The sequence below is a fragment of the Amycolatopsis sp. Hca4 genome, assembly GCF_013364075.1.
Taxonomy (GTDB): domain Bacteria; phylum Actinomycetota; class Actinomycetes; order Mycobacteriales; family Pseudonocardiaceae; genus Amycolatopsis.
In genome coordinates, this window is the sequence record NZ_CP054925.1 from 10,053,782 (window position 1) to 10,071,047 (window position 17,266).

Consider the following 17,266-nt stretch of genomic DNA (forward strand, 5'->3'; position numbering starts at 1 on the left):
GACTACCTGAGCGATCGCTCCAGAAGTTGGGCAGCGCTGCCTACTCCGAGCCGTTGGCCCTGGGCCACCGCGCGGACCGCCGCCCGGGCCGGGCGAGCGCGGCGGCGTCCCGGTCGCGCTCGCCGAGCCGCCGAGGCGGCGGATTCCCGACGGTGCGGCCCGGAAACCCCGGTTTGGCGCCCGCCGCCTGGTGGCAGGGGGCGCACGCCGGCACCAACGCCGTCGCCGGGCTGCCCGGCAGCCGGACCGTTTTCCCGAACTCCGCCGTCCCCGTGCAGAGCTGGGGCTGGTGGCCGGCCGGGGCGCAGAGGCACTGGCACTCGCTCATGACCGGCCGTAGGTGTAGAAGCCGCGGCCGGTCTTGCGGCCGAGCAGGCCGGCGTCGACCATGCGGGCCAGCAGCGGCGGCGGTGCGTACAGCGGCTCCTTGAACTCTTCGTACAGCGATTCGGCGACGGCCTTGGTCGTGTCGAGGCCGATCAGGTCGGCGAGGGCGAGCGGGCCCTGCGGGTGGGCGGCGCCGCGGACCAGGCCTTCGTCGATGGCTTCGCGAGTGGCGAAGCCGGACTCGAACATGCGGATCGCCGCGAGGATGAACGGGATCAGCAGCGCGTTGACCACGAACCCGGCCCGGTCCTGGCAGAGGATGGCCTGCTTGCCGAGCGCGTCCTGGGCGAAGGTCCGGGCGCGCTCGACGGTGGCTTCGGTGGTCAGCAGGCTCGGCACGAGTTCGACCAGCGGCAGCACCGGCACGGGGTTGAAGAAGTGCACGCCGACGACCTGGGCGGGACGTTGGGTCGCGGTGCCGAGCTTCATGATCGGGATGGACGAGGTGTTCGACGCCAGCACCGCGTCCGGCGCGGCCACGATCTTGTCCAGCTGCCGGAACAGGTCCGCCTTCACCGTCTCGTCTTCGACGACGGCTTCCACGACGAAGGTGCGGTCGGCCAGGTCGTCGAGCGACTCGGTGACCCGGATCCGGCGCAGCACCCCGGCGGCGTCGGGGATCTTGCCCTTCCGCTCCGCGCGGGCCAGCGAGCCCTCGAGCCGGCGGCGTCCGGCGTCCGCCCCGGCGGGATCGGCCTCCACGACCACGACGTCGAGCCCGGCCCGAGCGCACACCTCGGCGATGCCCGCGCCCATCTGCCCGCACCCGACCACGCCAACGCGTTCCATCGCCGCCATCCTCTCCGGTACTCGGTATCATTTGAACGGTACTCAGTACCGACAGGTAGCTGAAGACCGTTCGGGCGGATATGACGCGCGCCACGCACTAGGCTGCGGACCGGGAGAAGGGGAGCGGGGTATGGCGGCGAAGCCGGCCAAGGAGCGCCTGACCGAAGCGGCGTTCGCGCTGTTCGCCGAGCGCGGCTACGAGCAGACCACGGTCGACGACATCACCGACCGGGCCGGCGTCGGCCGCACGACCTTCTTCCGCACCTTCCGGACGAAGGAGGACGTGATCTTCCCGGACCACGAAGTCCTCCTCGGGCCATCGAAACCCGCCTGGCCGGCTCGACCGACCGCACCGCGCTGATCGCGGTCACCGAGGCGGCCCGGCTGGTCCTGCGCCACTACCTCGCCGAGGGGGAGCGGGCGGTGACCCGCTACCGGCTGACGCGCAGCGTCCCGGCCCTGCGCGACCGTGAGATCGCCGGGGTCCAGCAGTACCAACGGCTCTTCCGCCGCTTCCTGCACGGCTGGATGGGGGGTGGCGCGGACACGGCGTTGCGCGCGGAGCTGATGGCCGGCGCCGTGGTGAGCGCGCACAACCACGTGCTGCGCCGGTGGCTGCGCGGCCGGTCGGACGACCCGGAAGCCGAGTTCGACGCGGCGATGACCGAGACCGTCGACCTGTTCAACCGCTCCCGCGAGGACGCCGGAGCGTCCATTGTGGTCGTCCGGACGAGCAAGGACCTCGACACCGTGCTGCCCGAGCTGCACCGGTTGCTCGGCTCCGGGTAGCGCGCTCGGGGGAGCCGTCACGACCACGGGAAGACACCGCCCGATGCCGCACTCGCGCGCCGAGGTCCGGCCGGCCGGCTCCTGACACACCACGGCCGGATCGCCCGGCGATCCGGCCGGCGCGACCAGCCGCCGGGCGAATGGATACCAACGGCTCTTATCCGGCGGTCCGTGAGTTGGTTGACTTCCCGGCGTGAGGATCTCGGGTGTGCTGCTCACCGTCCTGCTCGCCACCGCCGGTCTCGCCGTGCCCGTCACCCGGGCCGCCGCCGACCCGCCGTCCTGGACCGGGCCGCTCAGCACCCGCGGCCGGTACATCGTCGACGCGCACGGCGACCGCTTCAAGCTGAAGGCCGCCAACTGGCACGGCGCGAGCGGCACGTGGACCGGTTCCGGCGACGTCAACGACCCGGCGAACCACCACGCCGGCGAGATCGCCTACCAGACCCCGCTCGGGCTCGACCGCGCGTCGATCGACACCGTCGTCGACGGGCTCGCGCAGCTCGGCCTCAACAGCGTCCGGCTGCAGTTCTCCAACGCGATGATCCACGACACCCGGCCCGTCCCGGACCTGGCCGCCAATCCGGACCTGCACGGCCTGACGCCGCTGCAGGTCTACGACCGCGTCGTCGACCGGCTGACCGCGCGCGGGTTCGCCGTCATCCTCAACAACCACACCACGACCTCGCGCTGGTGCTGCGGCCTCGACGGCAACGAACGCTGGAACACCGCGCAGAGCGAGCAGCAGTGGCAGGACGACTGGCTGTTCATGGCGCGCCGCTACGCCGCGAACAAGCGGGTCGTCGGCGCCGACCTGTACAACGAGGTCCGCCGCAACGCCTTCGACGACCCCAACTGGGGCTGGGGCAACGGCACCGACTGGCAGCGCGCGAGCCAGCAGGTCGCCGACCGCATCCTCACCGAAGCCAACCGGGACCTGCTGATCTTCGTCGAGGGCATCAACTGGACCGGACTGCCGATCGACGGCTTCGCGCACGGCAGGCCGACCCTGGAGCCCGCCCGGACGCTGTCGCACACGCTGGTGGACTCCGGCAAGCTCGTCTATTCGGCGCACTTCTACGGCTACACCGGCCCCAACCACTCCGGCGCGACCGGCATCGGCGAAACGCACGACCCGCGCTACCGCGATCTGTCACCCCAGGACCTGCGGGACACGTTGTACCGGCAGGCGTTCTTCGTCTCCGCCGACACCGGAAAGCACTACACCGCACCGCTGTGGATCAGCGAGTTCGGCGAAGGCCGCAACACCACCGATCCGGCGTCGCGCACGTTCTTCGAGACCTTCGTGAACTACCTGGCCGAGACGGACACGGACTTCGCCTACTGGCCCGCGGTCGGCTTCCAGGCCAACGGTTCCGGCGACGGCTGGGCGTTGCTCGAATACGACTCGGCGGGCCACCGCATCGACGTCCTGGACGGCACCGACTGGCGCGGCCCGGCCTGGCAGCGGCTGATTTCCGCACCGTCGCGGACCGGGCCGATCCCGGACGACGCGGCGCACTGGTCGATGCTGAACCTCGATTACGCCGACTTCCAGGAGTCGCGCCAGGTCCGCGCGCTGCCCGACTGGAATTCCGGCGCCCGCAAGGGCGTCTGCCCGGACGGGCGGCGGCTCGCCGGCCTGGCGCACACCGGCAACCGCGGCCTGTGCACCGGAACGCTCGCCGCGCCCACCGGGTACGTGGTCGTCCGCGACGAGACCCACGTCGACACCGACTGGGCGTCCGGCTACACGAAAACGCAGTGCCCGCCCGACCACGCGGTCGTCGGCTACAGCGTCCAGGGCGCGGCCTTCTCGGCGGTGTTGTGCGGCCGGTCGGCGACACCCCTGGGCCGCACGGGCCGAACGGTGTGGTTCGACCGCGGCGACAACCGCCCGGCCGGCGACCCCGGAGGCGACTTCGCGACCGGGAACTACAAGGGGCAGTGCGCACCGGGGGAGTACGTCGCCGGCGTCGCCTACACCGGCCGGATCGGTTCGAGCCGGACGCCGGACGCGCTGTTCTGCCGGTCCTGACGCAGTTCGAACCCGAGCCGGCGCCGGGTGGGCGGCGAAGGGACCATCGCCGTCCGCCCGGAGCCCGTCGTCCCCGCGTCCGAGAAGAGCCGGCCGGGCCGGTTCAGCGGGTCGGTGCCTCCACGGCGAAGCACCGGTTCAGCACCCCGGCTCGCGCGGCCGCGGGGCCGCTGACCCGGACGAACCCGTCGCACCTCGCGAGGGCGTGCCGCAGCCGGTCCCGCAGCACCTCCGCCCCGGCCGCGGTCCGCTGTTCGTGCGGCTGGATGCTTGTGGTGCCCGCACCGACGAAGACCAGGCCGAAGGTCTCCCGGGTTTCCGCGAACTCGGTGCGGCCGGTCCCGCCTGTTCGCCGACGGCGCGGAGCGAGCGCGGGTCGCGGCAGGAAAGGCGATCCGCCGCGCACTGGTCCGGATCAGCGCCGCCGACCCGGCGATCGGAACCCACTTGCGGGGCACCGTGCACACCGGATCCCGGTGCTCGTACCGCCCGGCTTCGGCGGAGCGTGCACCCGGATGCCGGCCGGCTCACGAGAGCGTGACCGGTGCCGATCCCTCGAAGCGGTAACCGACGCCCCGGACCGTGGTGATCGGGTCCAGGTGCGGTTCCAGCTTGGCCCGCAGTTTGCGCACGTGGACGTCGACCGTGCGGTCCCCGCCGTCCTGTCTCGGCCACAGCGCGGTCTTCAGCGCGGACCGGGTGAACACCCGGTCCGGGTGTGCGCTCAGGAAGCGCAGCAGGTCGAACTCCAGCCGGGTCAACGGGACCGGGCGGCCCAGCAGGAGCACGCGCCGGGGGCCGGTTTCGATGTGCAGCACCGGGTCCGGGACCAGGCTCAGGTGGTTGCGGCGCTCCACGGTGACGACGTCCGCGCCGCCGAGCGCGGTGGCCAGCCGGGAGGCGAGCGCGTCGGCGTCGACCGCGCGGCCGGTGAGGTCGATCCGGATGCCGACGTGGATCACGTCGGTCGCTCGTCGTTCCGCCGAGGTCGTCATACCGCCGGATTGTCGGGGCCAGGACCGGCGGAGCGGTAATGCGCTCGTCAGGTGAAACGGCTTGACTGCCACTGCGAGGCCAGCAATTCGTACGACCGGACCCGGTCGGCGTGCCGGTGCGTGATGGTGGTGATCACGAGCTCGTCGGCGCCGGTGGCCTCCTGCAGCCGCCGCAGGCCGGCCGTCACGGTCTCCGGGGAGCCGGCGAACTGCGTCTCGACGCGGTCGGCGACCAGGGCGCGGTCTTCGTCGGTCCACCGGTGGGCCGCGGCTTCGGCCGGGGCCGGGAACGGGATCGCGCCCTCGGCCCGCCGGATGCTGCGGACCCAGAGCCCGTAGCCGGCGGCCAGTTCGCGGGCGGTGTCGTCGTCTTCGGCCACGACGACGTCCGCCGACACGGCCACGTACGGCCGCTCCAGCGCTTCCGAGGCGCGGAACTCCCGCCGGTAGGCGTCGACGGCTTCCAGCACGCTGGACGGGCTCACGTGGTAGTTCGCGGCGAACCGCAGGGAATGGCGGCCCGCCACGGCGGCGCTCTGCCCGCCGCTGCTGCCGAGGATCCAGACCTCCGGCCGCGCGCCTTCGCCCGGGACGGCGTGCGCCTCCAGGCCTTCCGGGGACCGGTAGGTGCCGGCGAGCAGCGCGAGGATGTCGTCGACCTGCTCGCTGTAGTCGGGGGACTCCGCCCCGGGCTGCTGCAGCAACCGGAAGGTCAGCCCGAGCCGCGGGGACCGCGCCAGGCGCCCGAAGTCGGGCTTCGGCGGGATGAGCAGGCCATCGACCCGGCGCGCGGCCTCCGGCGGCCGGGCGGCGGCAGCGGCGTATTCGCGGACGAGCTGCTTGCCGCTGCGGCCGAGGCCCAGGTCCAGCCGGCCGGGGTGGAGGGCCTCGAGCAGGCCGAACTCCTCGACGACGGCCAGCGGCGTCCGGTGGGCGAGCTGGACGCCCGCCGAGCCGAGCCGGATCCGCGAGGTGGCGCCGGCCACGAGGGCGATCAGCACCGGCGGCGAAGCGCCGGCGACGCCCGGGTTGAGGTGGTGCTCGGCGAACCAGTAGCGGTGGTAGCCGAAGCTTTCGGCCTGCCGGGCGAGGTCGACGGTGTTGCGCACGGCTTCGGCCACGTCGGACCCGGAGCTGACCGGGACGAGGTCGAGCACCGACAGCGGGACGTCAGGCATGGCGGCTCTCTTCTTCCGGAGCGGGTGGTCCACAGGTAGCCCGCACCCCGCCGGGGCCGCACGGGTGCTCAGGATGTGGACTCGTCCGGCCCGGCGTCGCCGTCCGGTGATACTCGCGGGATGAGATTCCAGGTCCTGGACATCCTGCCTCACCTGACGAACCCGGTGACCGGTCGCCGGGTGCGCACCGACGAGCGCTTCGCGCAGGCGCTGACGTCGGCGCGCTACGCGGAGGAATTCGGGTTCGACGCCGTCGCGCTCGGCGAACGGCACGCCGGGCACTTCCTGAGCAGCGGTGTCACCGTGCTGCTCGGCGCGATCGCCGCGACGACGAGCCGGGTGCGCATCCAGACCGGGGTTTCGGTGCTGTCGATCCACGACCCGCTGCGGGTGGCCGAGGACTACGCCACCGTCGACCAGCTGTCCCGCGGACGGCTGGAACTGGTGATCGGCAAGGGCAACGAGCTGCGCCAGCTGCCGATGTTCGGCATCGAGAACGGCGACCAGTGGGACGCGCTGGCCGAGAAGTACGAACTGCTCCGGCGGCTCTGGCGCGAGGAGGACGTCACCTGGTCGGGCCGGTTCCGCGGCCCGCTGACGTCGGTGACGAGCCTGCCGCGGCCGTTCGCGGGCGCGCCCCGCGTCTGGCACGGCTCGGCCACCACGCTGACGTCGGCCGAGCTGGCGGCGAAGTGGGGTGACCCGCTGTTCTCGGCCAACGCCCTCCAGCCGCGGGACCGGTACACCGTGCTGATCGAGCACTACCGGAAGCACTACGCCGAGCACGGCCACGATCCGCGCCTCGCCTTCGTCGGCGCCGGAGCGGGGTTCCTGTACCTGGCCGACACGACGCAGGAAGCGCGGGAAGCGTTCGGCCCGACCTACGAGAAGATCGTCGAGTACTTCAACCAGCCGGGCAACCACACGCCCGGCAACCCGATGGAGTTCCCGACCGTCGACGACGCCATCGAGCGCGGACCGGTGCTGGTCGGGAGCCCGCAGCAGATCGCCGAGAAGATCCTGTGGTGGCACGAAGCCTACGGCCACGACCTGCAGTCGTTCAGCCTGCCGACGATGATCCCGCACGAGCAGCAGCTGGACATGCTGGAACGGTTCGCCTCGGAGGTCGTTCCGGTCGTGCGCAAGGCCGCGCCGACGACACTGTGGACCGGCGACGACCCGTACGGCGGCCGCCCGGCGGTGCACGGCCGGACCGTCGCGGACGCGGCGAGCGGGCACTGACCGGAAAGCGGCCGCCGTTCCGCCCTGTGGACGTGCTGGCCGGTCCGGCGTCCGGTTCCGAACAATGCCCCGCATGACAGCGTTGCATGACGAGGCGGGCTACGACCGGGTGCGCGTGGCGCAGTGGCGGGACGGCCGGGCGCGGATGCCGGGGCTGAACCGGCGCGACCTGCTGCGGCTGACGGCGGCGGGCGGTCTCGCGCTGGCCGTCACCGGGGCCGCGGCGGGGACGGCGGCGGCCGCCGGGCCGATCGTCAAACCGCTGCCGCCGGAGCTGTTCGACGTCTACGGCACCAACGCCGAGACGCGCTGGGAAGCCATGCGCGGCCAGGGGTACCTGACCCCGATCGACCGGTTCTTCGTCCGCGACCACACGTCGACGCCGGTGCTGGACGCGGCCACCTGGCGGCTGCAGCTGTTCGGCTCGGGGCTGCGCGGGTCGCCGACCGCCGCCGCGCCGGTCGAACTGTCCTACCGGGACCTGCGCGCGCTGCCGTCGGAGACGGTCACCGCGTTCGTCGAATGCGCCGGCAACGGCCGGAGCTTCTTCACCGGCCAGCAGGGCCAGACCGTCAGCGGGACGGCGTGGAAGCTCGGCGCGGTCGGGGTCGCCCGCTGGCGCGGCGTCCGGCTCGCGACCGTGCTCGCCCGGGCCGGGCTGACCCGCGACGCCGTCGACGTCCTGCCGGAGGGGCTCGACCCCGACTACGTCACGGGCGGGGTGAACCTCGGCAAGGTGCGGCGGCCGCTGCCGGTGGCGAAGGCACTGGAAGACGTCCTGCTGGCCTACGAGATGAACGGGCAGCCGCTGCCGCCCGACCACGGTTTCCCGGTGCGGCTGGTGGTGCCGTCGTGGGCCGGGATCGCGTCGATCAAGTGGCTGGGCCGGATCGAGGTGTCGGCGACGCCGCTGGTGTCGCCGTGGAACACGCAGTACTACCGGCTGCTGGGCCCGGACTACCCGGCCGAGGGCACGCCGGTGACCGAGCAGGTGGTCAAGAGCGCGTTCGAGCTCCCGTGGGGCGCGACGCTGGCCGTGGGGCAGCGCCAGGTGCTGCGCGGCCGCTCGTGGTCGGGCCACGGCCGGATCCGCCGGGTGGAGGTGAGCACGGACGGCCGCACCTGGCGGCCCGCGAAGCCGATCAGCCCGGCGCTCGACCGCGGCTGGCTGCAGTGGGAGTTCCCGTGGCGGCCCCGGACGGCGGGGGAGTACACGCTGCGGGCGCGCGCGACCGACGTCACCGGGGTCCGGCAGCCGGACGTGGCGCCCTACAACACGCAGGGGTACCTGTTCGGCGCGGTCGTCCGCCACCCGGTGACGGTGAGCGCGAGCTGACCCCGGGCCGGCCGATGTCCGAAGCTTGGACCCGAATCGGACATCGGCCGGGTAACCGCCCCGAATCACCACCACCGTGCGTGAGTTCCCGTCCAGATGGTGAGACGGTGGATCGATCACGGCCCGGACTGCCTAAGGTCCCTGATCGTCACTCGATCGGCTGAACCTTGAAGGTGCTGTGTCCGCCCCTGCCCTCCCGCCGCTTGCGGCGCGCTCTCTACCTGCCGCGGTCTGGCGTGCCGTCCGGTCCGGGCGGTGGACGTCCGTCTGCACCGTCCTGATCGCCCTCATCGTGCTGCTCGCCGCCGGGGCCGACCTCTTCGTCCTCCTCGAAGGCCAGAGCCTCGTCCCGGACATCTCGACGCTCGGCCCGACCGGGCTCCCGGCCGGGCCGCTCGGCGGGGTGAGCGGCGCGCACTGGTTCGGGGTCGAGCCGCTGACCGGCGTCGACCTCTTCGCGCTCGTCGCCCACGGGGCGCGGACGTCGCTGCTCGTCGGGCTCGGTGCCACCGTGCTCGGCACGACGCTCGGGGTGCTGATCGGCGTCAGCGCCGGCTACCTCGGCGGCTGGTGGGACCGGCTGGTGACCTGGACCGCCGACGTCATCCTCGGCTTCCCGTACCTGATCTTCATGATCGCGCTCGGCGCCGTGCTGCCGGTCGACTTCCCGCGGCAGGTCACGCTCATCGTCGTGCTGGGGCTCTTCGGCTGGCCGCGCGTCGCCCGGATCGTCCGGGCCCAGGCGCTGACGCTGGCCAAGCGCGACTTCGTCGCCGCGGCCAAGGTCGTCGGCGGCGGCCCGTGGCACGTCTTCACCCGGGAACTGCTGCCCAACCTGTGGGCGCCGATCATCGTGGTGGCCAGCCTGGCCATCCCGTCGATGATCGGCAGCGAAGCCGCGCTGTCGTTCCTCGGCGTCGGCGTCCTGCCCCCGACCCCCAGCTGGGGCCGCACCATCAGCACCGCCATCGACTTCTTCGAAACGGACCCGATGTACCTGGTCTTCCCGGGGCTGCTGCTGTTCCTGATCACGCTCGCCTTCAACGTCGTCGGCGACGCGATCCGCGACGCGCTCGACCCGCGTTCGGCGGGTGCGGCCTGATGCGCACCGCCCGCTTCGTCGCCACCCGGTTCGCCGGGATGCTCCTGGTCCTGCTGGTCGTGACGTTCGTGACCTTCGTGGTGTTCTACGTCCTGCCCGCCGACCCGGCCCGGATGGCCTGTGGCCGCCCGTGCTCGCCGGAAGGCCTGCAGCTCGCGCGGGAGTTCATGGGCTACAACGTCCCCTGGTACGGCCAGTTCTTCGAATTCCTCGGCGGGATACTCGGCGGCCGCACGTTCGGCACCGGTGCCGCAGCGATCCACTGCACGGCGCCGTGCTTCGGCTGGGACTTCCAGAACAACGTCGGCGTGCTCGCCGAAATCGGCGGCCGGATCGAGGTCAGCTTCTCCGTGGCGCTCGGCGCGGCGGCGATCTGGATCGTCCTCGGGGTCGGCCTCGGCGTGCTTTCCGCGCTGCGCCGCGGGACCGCGGTCGACCGGATCACCATGGCCGCCGCGATGGCCGGCGTGTCGATGCCCGCCTACCTGGCCGGGATGATCGGCATCACGATCTTCGCGTTCGCCCTCGACGTCGTCCCGAAGAACGGGTACGTGCCGCTGACCGAGGATCCCGTGCAGTGGGCGTGGCACCTGGTGCTGCCGTGGTTCGTGCTCGCGTTCCTGCACGCGGCGATCTACGCGCGGCTCACCCGCGGCCAGATGCTGGAAACCCTCGGCGAGGACTACATCCGCACCGCGCGGGCCAAGGGCCTGACCGAGCGCAAGGTCGTCGGCAGGCACGCGCTGCGCAACGTCCTGCTGCCGGTGGTCACCGTGTTCGGCGTCGACCTCGGCGCCCTGCTGGCCGGGACCGTGATCACCGAGCGGATCTTCGGCATGGCCGGCGTCGGGCGGCTGCTGGTCGACGCGATCGCGTCGCTCAACCTGCCGGTGCTGCTCGGCGTGACGCTGTTCTCGGCCCTGCTCGTCACGGTCCTCAACTTCCTGGTCGATCTCTGCTACGGCGCGCTCGATCCGCGAGCCCGCCTCGTCTGAAGGGGAAACGATGAAACTCAGGCTCGCGGCCGGGGTGCTGGCCGCCGTCACACTGCTGACGGCGTGCGGCGCCAACGACACGCCGGCGGGGCAGGGCGGCACCGTCAAGCCGGGCGGGAACCTCGTCCTGCTCAACGACGCGCCCTCGATCACGTGGGACCCGGCGAAGAGCTCGAACCTGGTGGTCACCACGCTCGGGCTGATCCACCGGCGGCTGACGTCGTGGAATGTCGCGCCGGGCAAGGACACCACGATCGTGCCCGATCTGGCCACCGACACCGGGCGGCCGAGCGACGGCGGCAAGACGTGGACGTTCACCCTCAAGGACGGCCTGAAGTACGCCGACGGCACGCCGATCAAGAGCGAAGACGTCAAGTGGGGCCTCGAGCGCTCGTTCGCCCCGGCGTTCTCCGGCGGCCTGGCCTACCACAAGGACCTGCTCTCGCCGGGCCTGGCGTACAAGGGCCCGTTCGAGGGCAAGGACCTCGAGACGATCCAGACCCCGGACGCGAAGACCATCGTCTTCCACCTCGCCCGCCCGTACGGCGACTTCAACTGGGTCGCCAGCACCCCGGCGTTCTCGCCGGTGCCGAAGGGCAAGGGCGCCGAGGCGAACTACGGTGACCACCCGGTCGCGTCCGGCCCGTACCAGCTGGCGAGCTACGAGCGGGGCAAGTCGGCGAAGCTGACGCGCAACCCGAACTGGAACCGCGACGAGGACAAGACGCGGCTGGCCAACCCGGACACCATCGACTTCGAGCTCGGCCAGGACACCGGGGTCATCTCCAAGCGGCTGGTCGACGACACGGGCAAGGACCGCGCCGCCTTCGGCATGTCGTTCGCCTCGCCCGCGCAGCTGGCCCAGATCCAGGGCAACGCCTCGGCGAAGGCGCGGCTGGTGACGTCGGAGTCCGGTGCGCTGGCCTACCTGTCGCTGAACACCCAGCGCGGCAACCTGAAGAACCCGAAGGTGCGCCAGGCGTTCCAGTACGCCGTCGACAAGGCCGCCTACCAGGTGGCCAGCGCCGGCAGCGCCCAGCTGGCCGGGGACGTCGCGACCACGCTCATCACCCCGGGGCTGCAGGGCCGCGAGCAGTACGACCTGTACCCGGCGCCGCCGTCCGGTGACGTCGCCAAGGCCAAGCAGCTGCTGGCCGAGGCGGGGTTCCCGAACGGGCTGGACGGCCTGGTGCTGGCCACCCACAACGAACGGGGCTTCCCGGAGAAGGCCGCGTCGATCCAGGCGTCCCTGGCGCGCGCGGGCATCAAGGTCTCCATCAAGCCGCTCGACGAGGACACCTACACGTCCGAAGTGGACACCAAGGGCCTGTCGGACTTCGACCTGACGCTGACCTCGTGGCAGCCGGACATCCCGTCGGCCAACGCGAACATCCAGCCGCTGTTCCAGTCCACCGAGATCGGCAACGGCGGGTACAACGAGTCGCGGTACGACAACCCCGACGTCGACAAGCTGATCGCCGAGGCGCAGGCCACGGTGGACCCGGCCGAGGCCGGCAGGAAGTGGGCGGCGCTGGACAAGAAGATCCTCGCCGACTCGCCCGTCGTGCCGCTGATCTACACCCGCAACTCGTTCCTGCACGGTTCACAGGTCGGCGGGGTCGAGATCGGCCGGTTCCCGGCCTACGTCGACTACCGCAAGTTCGGGATCGTGCAGTGAGCGGAGCCGGGCTCCTGCGGCTGCACGACGTCGTGGTCTCGTTCGGGGACGTCGAAGCCGTCCGCGGGGTCGGCTACGAGGTCGCCGCGGGCGAAGTCGTCGCGGTGGTCGGGGAGTCCGGCTCCGGCAAGACGGTCACCGCGATGTCCCTGCTCGGCCTGCTGCCGCCCACGGCCCGCGTCACGGGCCGCGCGGAGCTGGCCGGGCGGGACCTCTACGCGATGACGCCGTCCGAGCTGCGGGCGGTCCGCGGCGGCGAGGTCGGCATGGTGTTCCAGGAGCCGATGAGCGCGCTGAACCCGGTGTTCACCATCGGCGACCAGCTCGTCGAGGCCATCCGGACGCACCAGCCGCTCGCGGCCCCGGCCGCCCGGGAACGGGCGATCGAGCTGCTCACCCTGGTCGGGCTGCCGGACCCGCGCGAGCGGTTCCGGTCCTACCCGCACGAGCTCTCCGGCGGGCAGCTGCAGCGCGTCGTCATCGCGATGGCGGTGGCGAACGAGCCGAAGCTGCTGATCGCCGACGAGCCGACGACCGCGCTGGACGTCACCGTGCAGGCGGAGATCCTCGAGCTGCTGCGGGACCTGCGCTCGCGGCTGGGCACGGCGATCCTGCTGATCACGCACGACATGGGCGTGGTCGCCGACCTCGCCGACCGGGTGGTGGTGATGCACGACGGCGTCGTGGTCGAGCAGGGGCCGGTCGAGACGATCTTCACGGCGCCGGCCGAGGACTACACGCGGGAGCTGCTCGGTTCGGTCGTCTCGCTCGGCAGCGTGGTCACCACGCGCCCGGCGCCGTCGCTGCCGGACGTCCCCGCCGTGGCGCCGCTGCTGCGCGTGGAGAACCTGTCGGTGACCTACCGCGGCCGGTTCCGCACGCTGTCCGTGCACGCCGCCACGGCGGTGAACCTGCACGTGGAGCCGGGGGAGGTGCTCGGCCTCGTCGGGGAGTCGGGTTCGGGCAAGAGCACGGTGGCCAGGGCGGTCACGGGTCTCCTGGCGCCGTCCGCCGGCTCGGTCCGCATCGGGGACGCGGACATCACCCGCGTCCGCGGCCGGGCGGCGAAGGAGCTGCGCCGCCGGATCGGCGTGGTGTTCCAGGACCCGCTCTCGTCGCTGAACCCCCGCACGACGGTGGGGGAGAGCGTCGCGACGCCGCTGCGCCTGCACCGGGCGGTCCGACCGTCCGAAATGGACGGACGGGTGGCGGAGCTGCTGTCGGCGGTGCAGCTGTCGCCGTCGCTGAGGTCCCGCTACCCGCACGAGCTGTCGGGCGGCCAGCGCCAGCGGGCGTGCATCGCCCGGGCCCTGGCGCTCAACCCGGACCTGCTGGTGGCCGACGAGCCGACGAGCGCGCTGGACGTGACGATCCAGGCCCGCATCCTCGACCTGCTGCGCGACCTGCGGCAGGAGTTCGGCTTCGCGTGCCTGTTCATCAGCCACGACCTGGCGGTGATCGAGCAGCTGGCCGACCGGGTGGCGGTGATGCACCGGGGGCAGGTGGTCGAGCAAGGACCGGCCAAGGAGGTGCTGACGGCACCGGCGCACCCGTACACCCGGCGGTTGCTGTCGGCGGCACCGGTGGCCGACCCGGAGGCCCAGCGCCGCCGGCGGGCCGCTTGGCGGGAGCTGCGGTAGCCGGCCGGCCCATCGTCGTGCCCCGGTTTCGGGTGACCTGTTTGTCGGTGATCGGCCCGGGAACCCGGTGAGCTCACCGAAGGTCGACGGGAAGGCTCGAGCATGACCGCCCAACGTGCGCCGGAGGACCTCGTAGTGGGGCTGCTGACCGATGACGGGTTGCCCGGGCAGCTCGCCGGGAGAATCGCCGACGGCCTGCCCGCCCGGCTGGCCCGTGACCTCGGCGAGGACGGGACGACCTACCGTGTCGAGCACGAGACGCAGCCGCTCCCGCTGAACGAGGAGGGCGACATCCCCATGCTGGCCCTCGCGCAGGAGCGTCGGGCCGAACACGGGTGGGATCTGCTGGTGCTGGTCACCGACCTCCCGCGGCGGGCCGGTACGGTCCCGATCGCCTCGGACTACAACGCCGACCACGGCGTGGCCATGGTGTCGCTGCCCGCGCTCGGGGCGCTGCGGCTGCGGGGCCGGGTGTCCCGGCTGATCGTCCACCTGGTCCGGCACCTCATCGCGCGGCGGTCGGCGCACGAGGCCGATCCGCCGCGGGGGCTCGTCGACCGGCTGCGGGAGCTGGTGGCACCGACGCGGCACATCCACGGCCGCGGCCCGGCCGACGAGCACCTGGCCCTGGTGGGCCTGCGCGGCCGGCTGCGGCTGCTGGCCGGGATGATCCGCGACAACCGCCCGTGGCGGCTGGTGCCCAACCTCGCCGGCGCGACCGCGGCCGCGGCGGCCACCGCCGCGTACGGCATCATCACCACCTCGTTCTGGAAGCTTGCCGAAGCGCTGCCCGCCCTGCGGCTGGCCGGGATCACGGTGCTGGCGATCGTGGTCATGGCGGGCTGGCTGATGGTGCACAACCACCTGTGGGACAAACCGTCCGGACACCTCGACCGGCGGAAAGCCTTGCTGTACAACGCCTCCACCGCGTTGACGCTGTCGATCGGCGTCGCCTGCATGTACGCGATCCTGTTCGGGCTGGCGCTGGTGGCGTCGATCGTCCTGGTCGAAGGCACGTACTTCGGGCAGGTCCTCGGCCACCCGGCCGGCCCGGCTTCGTACCTGAAGCTCGTGTGGCTCGCGACGTCCGTGGGCATCGTGGCCGGGGCGGTGGGTTCGAGCGTCGAGGACGAGGAACGCGTCCGCCGGGCGACCTACAGCCGTCGCGAGCAGGAGCGGCAGCAGCGCAACCGCGACCGCGCCGAGGAAACGGAGAACGCCGGCGACTGAGCGATTCCGCGGCCGGGACCGATTCCCGCGGCGAATCCGGCTACCGTGTTGACTGAAGCTTCAGTCAAGCGAAAGGCGCTGCCGTGGCCGGGAAACGCGACCTGATCCTCGAGGCCGCTGTCAGCATGATCGCGCGCAACGGCGTCCGGGGGCTGCGGGTCGAGGAAGTCGCCGCCGAGGCGGGGGTCTCGACCGGGCTCATCTACTACCACTTCAAGGACCGGGCCGGGCTGCTCGCCGCCACTCTCGACCACGTCAACGACCGGGCCGAGCGCTACACCACCCGCACCCTGCCCGAGTCCGGCGACCCGCGTGCACGGCTCGAACAGCGCCTCCTCCTCGAACTGCAGGACGTCGACGAGGTACGCGAAACCAGTCTGGCCTGGGGTGAGCTGCGGGCCAGCGCCGTGTTCGAGCCCGGCCTGCGCGACCGCCTGGCCGCCGCATGCGGGCTGTGGGTTGCCGAGATCGCCGAGCTCGTCGCGGCGGCGGGGGCGCCCGCGAAGGCCGAGGACGCCGCCGAGCGGCTGACCGCGCTCGTCGAAGGCCTGTCGGAACGGTGGCTGTCCGGCACGCTCACCCTGGACCGGGCCAGGGAGCTGCTGGCCGGGGGCATCGCGGTCGAGCTGGGGGCCTGAGGGACCCCAATTTGACTGAATTTTCAGTCAGTGTCAGGCTGGGGTGACCGCACCCCCTCTGACAGGAGCCCGATGCGACCCGAACCCGTCTCCCGCCGCAGCGCCCTCACGGCCGCGCTCGGCTTCGGCGCCGCCGCCCTCGGTGTCGCCGGGTGTGCCACCGACGTCCCGCCCACCCCGGCGGCCGGCAGCAGTGGCGCCGCGGCCGGGCGGACCTTCGGCGCCGAGTGGGAGCACCACGCCAGGACGATCATGTCGTGGCCGGCGTCGACCGGCATCTGGGGCGAGGACCTGCCCGCCGTCCAGGCCGACATCGCGCGGCTCGCCCGGGCCGTCGCGGGGTTCGAAAGCGTCGTCCTGCTGGCCGCGCCCGCGGACCGGGACAAGGCCCAGGCCGCCGTGGGCGCCGAGGTCGAGGTCGTCCCCATCCCGACCGACGACCTGTGGGCCCGCGACACCGCGCCGGTCTTCGTGCAGGACGCCGGGAAGCCGGCCGGCGTGGACTTCGCCTTCAACGGCTGGGGCGGGAAACAGCGTCACCCCAACGACTCCCGGGTCGCGGCCGCGGTGCTGGAACGCTACCGGCTCCCGCGCATCGCCGCGCCGCTGGTCGCCGAAGGCGGCGCGCTCGAGACCGACGGGCAGGGCACGCTGCTCGCCACCGAAAGCTCACTGGTCAACGACAACCGCAACCCCGGCAAGGACCGGTCGCAGGTCGAGGCCGACCTCAAGCAGGCGCTCGGCGTCCGCACGGTGATCTGGCTCGCGGGTGTCAAGGGCCAGGACATCACCGACGCGCACGTCGACTGCCTCGTCCGCTACGTCGCCCCCGGCGTCGTGCTCCTGGACCAGGCCTTTCCCGGCGGGCCGCCGGACGTCTGGTCGCGCTCCGCCGAGCAGGCCCGCGGGGTCCTCGCCGAAGCCACCGACGCCGCCGGGCGCCGGCTGCGGGTCGTCGACCTGCCCCAGCCCGACCCGGACCGGATCACCGGCCGTGGCGACGCGTTCGTTTCGTCGTACGCGAACTTCTACGTCGCCAACGGCGCGGTGTTCCTCCCGAAGTTCGGCGACCCGGAGGCCGACGACCGCGCCCGCGGCATCCTGGGCGAGCACTTCCCGGACCGCGAGGTGGTGCTCGTCCCGATCGACGCGATCGCCGCGGGCGGGGGCGGGATCCACTGCTCGACCCACGACATGCCCGGCTGAGCCGCCGCGAAGCCCCTGCGCGA

The 17,266-nt window shown here is 72.5% G+C and carries 17 protein-coding genes; 12 read left to right on the plus strand and 5 right to left on the minus strand.

Annotation, left to right across the window (positions count from 1 at the left end; translation table 11 throughout):
• Positions 1-40: 40 nt before the first annotated feature.
• Both HUT10_RS45490 and HUT10_RS45495 read right to left on the minus strand, forming a co-directional pair.
• The gene (locus HUT10_RS45490) at positions 41-328 is read right to left on the minus strand and encodes a hypothetical protein (protein ID WP_176176879.1); all 288 of its coding nucleotides are present in this window, start codon (positions 326-328) and stop codon (positions 41-43) included.
• Positions 325-1,185: a 3-hydroxybutyryl-CoA dehydrogenase gene (locus tag HUT10_RS45495; RefSeq protein ID WP_176176880.1), complete on the minus strand. Its 861-nt coding sequence runs from the start codon at positions 1,183-1,185 to the stop codon at positions 325-327. The genes HUT10_RS45490 and HUT10_RS45495 overlap by 4 nt, the downstream gene beginning before the upstream one ends.
• A 121-nt stretch (positions 1,186-1,306) precedes the next feature.
• Between HUT10_RS45495 and HUT10_RS50165 the strand changes: the two genes are divergently transcribed.
• The 3 genes from HUT10_RS50165 to HUT10_RS45505 all read left to right on the plus strand — a co-directional run bounded on the left by HUT10_RS50165 (position 1,307) and on the right by HUT10_RS45505 (position 4,003).
• Positions 1,307-1,537, plus strand: a complete 231-nt coding sequence (locus tag HUT10_RS50165; RefSeq protein ID WP_217709698.1) for a helix-turn-helix domain-containing protein — start codon at positions 1,307-1,309, stop codon at positions 1,535-1,537.
• Between the two features lie 62 nt (positions 1,538-1,599).
• A complete protein-coding gene (locus HUT10_RS45500) occupies positions 1,600-1,965 on the plus strand; it encodes a hypothetical protein (RefSeq protein ID WP_254897315.1) in 366 nt (121 codons plus the stop codon).
• Positions 1,966-2,212: 247 nt separating this feature from the next.
• On the plus strand, positions 2,213-4,003 hold the full coding sequence (locus HUT10_RS45505) for a glycoside hydrolase family 5 protein (protein WP_254897526.1): 1,791 nt from the start codon (positions 2,213-2,215) through the stop codon (positions 4,001-4,003).
• A 103-nt stretch (positions 4,004-4,106) separates the two neighbouring features.
• Here the strand turns inward: HUT10_RS45505 and HUT10_RS45510 are convergent, their stop codons facing one another.
• The 3 genes from HUT10_RS45510 to HUT10_RS45520 form a co-directional block, all read right to left on the minus strand.
• Positions 4,107-4,409, minus strand: a complete 303-nt coding sequence (locus HUT10_RS45510; protein ID WP_254897316.1) for a hypothetical protein — start codon at positions 4,407-4,409, stop codon at positions 4,107-4,109.
• 121 nt (positions 4,410-4,530) lie between these two features.
• Entirely contained in the window at positions 4,531-4,998 is a 468-nt protein-coding gene (locus HUT10_RS45515) for a winged helix-turn-helix domain-containing protein (RefSeq protein ID WP_176176881.1), read from the minus strand.
• Positions 4,999-5,045: 47 nt separating this feature from the next.
• The gene (locus HUT10_RS45520) at positions 5,046-6,176 is read right to left on the minus strand and encodes an LLM class flavin-dependent oxidoreductase (protein WP_176176882.1); all 1,131 of its coding nucleotides are present in this window, start codon (positions 6,174-6,176) and stop codon (positions 5,046-5,048) included.
• Positions 6,177-6,296: 120 nt separating this feature from the next.
• On the opposite strand from HUT10_RS45520, the gene HUT10_RS45525 reads away from it, so the two are divergent.
• From HUT10_RS45525 to HUT10_RS45565, 9 genes are all read left to right on the plus strand, one after another.
• Positions 6,297-7,418, plus strand: a complete 1,122-nt coding sequence (locus tag HUT10_RS45525; protein ID WP_176176883.1) for an LLM class flavin-dependent oxidoreductase — start codon at positions 6,297-6,299, stop codon at positions 7,416-7,418.
• Between the two features lie 73 nt (positions 7,419-7,491).
• Complete coding sequence (locus tag HUT10_RS45530; protein WP_176176884.1) at positions 7,492-8,754, plus strand: sulfite oxidase; 1,263 nt, start codon at positions 7,492-7,494, stop codon at positions 8,752-8,754.
• 178 nt (positions 8,755-8,932) lie between these two features.
• Positions 8,933-9,856, plus strand: coding sequence for an ABC transporter permease (locus HUT10_RS45535; protein WP_176176885.1), 924 nt, complete (start codon positions 8,933-8,935; stop codon positions 9,854-9,856).
• The gene (locus tag HUT10_RS45540) at positions 9,856-10,851 is read left to right on the plus strand and encodes an ABC transporter permease (protein ID WP_176176886.1); all 996 of its coding nucleotides are present in this window, start codon (positions 9,856-9,858) and stop codon (positions 10,849-10,851) included. Before HUT10_RS45535 ends, HUT10_RS45540 begins: the two co-directional genes overlap by 1 nt.
• A 10-nt stretch (positions 10,852-10,861) precedes the next feature.
• The gene (locus HUT10_RS45545) at positions 10,862-12,529 is read left to right on the plus strand and encodes an ABC transporter substrate-binding protein (protein WP_176176887.1); all 1,668 of its coding nucleotides are present in this window, start codon (positions 10,862-10,864) and stop codon (positions 12,527-12,529) included.
• The gene (locus HUT10_RS45550) at positions 12,526-14,169 is read left to right on the plus strand and encodes an ABC transporter ATP-binding protein (RefSeq protein ID WP_176176888.1); all 1,644 of its coding nucleotides are present in this window, start codon (positions 12,526-12,528) and stop codon (positions 14,167-14,169) included. Before HUT10_RS45545 ends, HUT10_RS45550 begins: the two co-directional genes overlap by 4 nt.
• Positions 14,170-14,271: 102 nt before the next feature.
• Positions 14,272-15,399 carry a UbiA prenyltransferase family protein gene (locus HUT10_RS45555; RefSeq protein WP_176176889.1) on the plus strand — a complete coding sequence of 376 codons (1,128 nt, stop codon included), beginning with the start codon at positions 14,272-14,274 and terminating at the stop codon, positions 15,397-15,399.
• A gap of 83 nt (positions 15,400-15,482) precedes the next feature.
• The gene (locus HUT10_RS45560; protein ID WP_176176890.1) at positions 15,483-16,037 is read left to right on the plus strand and encodes a TetR/AcrR family transcriptional regulator; all 555 of its coding nucleotides are present in this window, start codon (positions 15,483-15,485) and stop codon (positions 16,035-16,037) included.
• A 72-nt stretch (positions 16,038-16,109) separates the two neighbouring features.
• Positions 16,110-17,243 (plus strand): agmatine deiminase family protein, encoded by a 1,134-nt coding sequence (locus HUT10_RS45565; RefSeq protein ID WP_176176891.1) that lies wholly within the window; start codon positions 16,110-16,112, stop codon positions 17,241-17,243.
• Positions 17,244-17,266 lie beyond the last annotated feature (23 nt).

Excerpts from the sequence above, each read along its gene's own strand:
- HUT10_RS45490 (WP_176176879.1), bottom strand. The coding sequence starts at position 328 with ATGAGCGAGTGCCAGTGCCTCTGCGCCCCGGCCGGCCACCAGCCCCAG.
- HUT10_RS45495 (WP_176176880.1), bottom strand. The coding sequence starts at position 1,185 with ATGGCGGCGATGGAACGCGTTGGCGTGGTCGGGTGCGGGCAGATGGGC.
- HUT10_RS50165 (WP_217709698.1), top strand. The coding sequence starts at position 1,307 with ATGGCGGCGAAGCCGGCCAAGGAGCGCCTGACCGAAGCGGCGTTCGCG.
- HUT10_RS45515 (WP_176176881.1), bottom strand. The coding sequence starts at position 4,998 with ATGACGACCTCGGCGGAACGACGAGCGACCGACGTGATCCACGTCGGC.
- HUT10_RS45520 (WP_176176882.1), bottom strand. The coding sequence starts at position 6,176 with ATGCCTGACGTCCCGCTGTCGGTGCTCGACCTCGTCCCGGTCAGCTCC.
- HUT10_RS45525 (WP_176176883.1), top strand. The coding sequence starts at position 6,297 with ATGAGATTCCAGGTCCTGGACATCCTGCCTCACCTGACGAACCCGGTG.
- HUT10_RS45530 (WP_176176884.1), top strand. The coding sequence starts at position 7,492 with ATGACAGCGTTGCATGACGAGGCGGGCTACGACCGGGTGCGCGTGGCG.
- HUT10_RS45540 (WP_176176886.1), top strand. The coding sequence starts at position 9,856 with ATGCGCACCGCCCGCTTCGTCGCCACCCGGTTCGCCGGGATGCTCCTG.
- HUT10_RS45545 (WP_176176887.1), top strand. The coding sequence starts at position 10,862 with ATGAAACTCAGGCTCGCGGCCGGGGTGCTGGCCGCCGTCACACTGCTG.
- HUT10_RS45555 (WP_176176889.1), top strand. The coding sequence starts at position 14,272 with ATGACCGCCCAACGTGCGCCGGAGGACCTCGTAGTGGGGCTGCTGACC.
- HUT10_RS45565 (WP_176176891.1), top strand. The coding sequence starts at position 16,110 with ATGCGACCCGAACCCGTCTCCCGCCGCAGCGCCCTCACGGCCGCGCTC.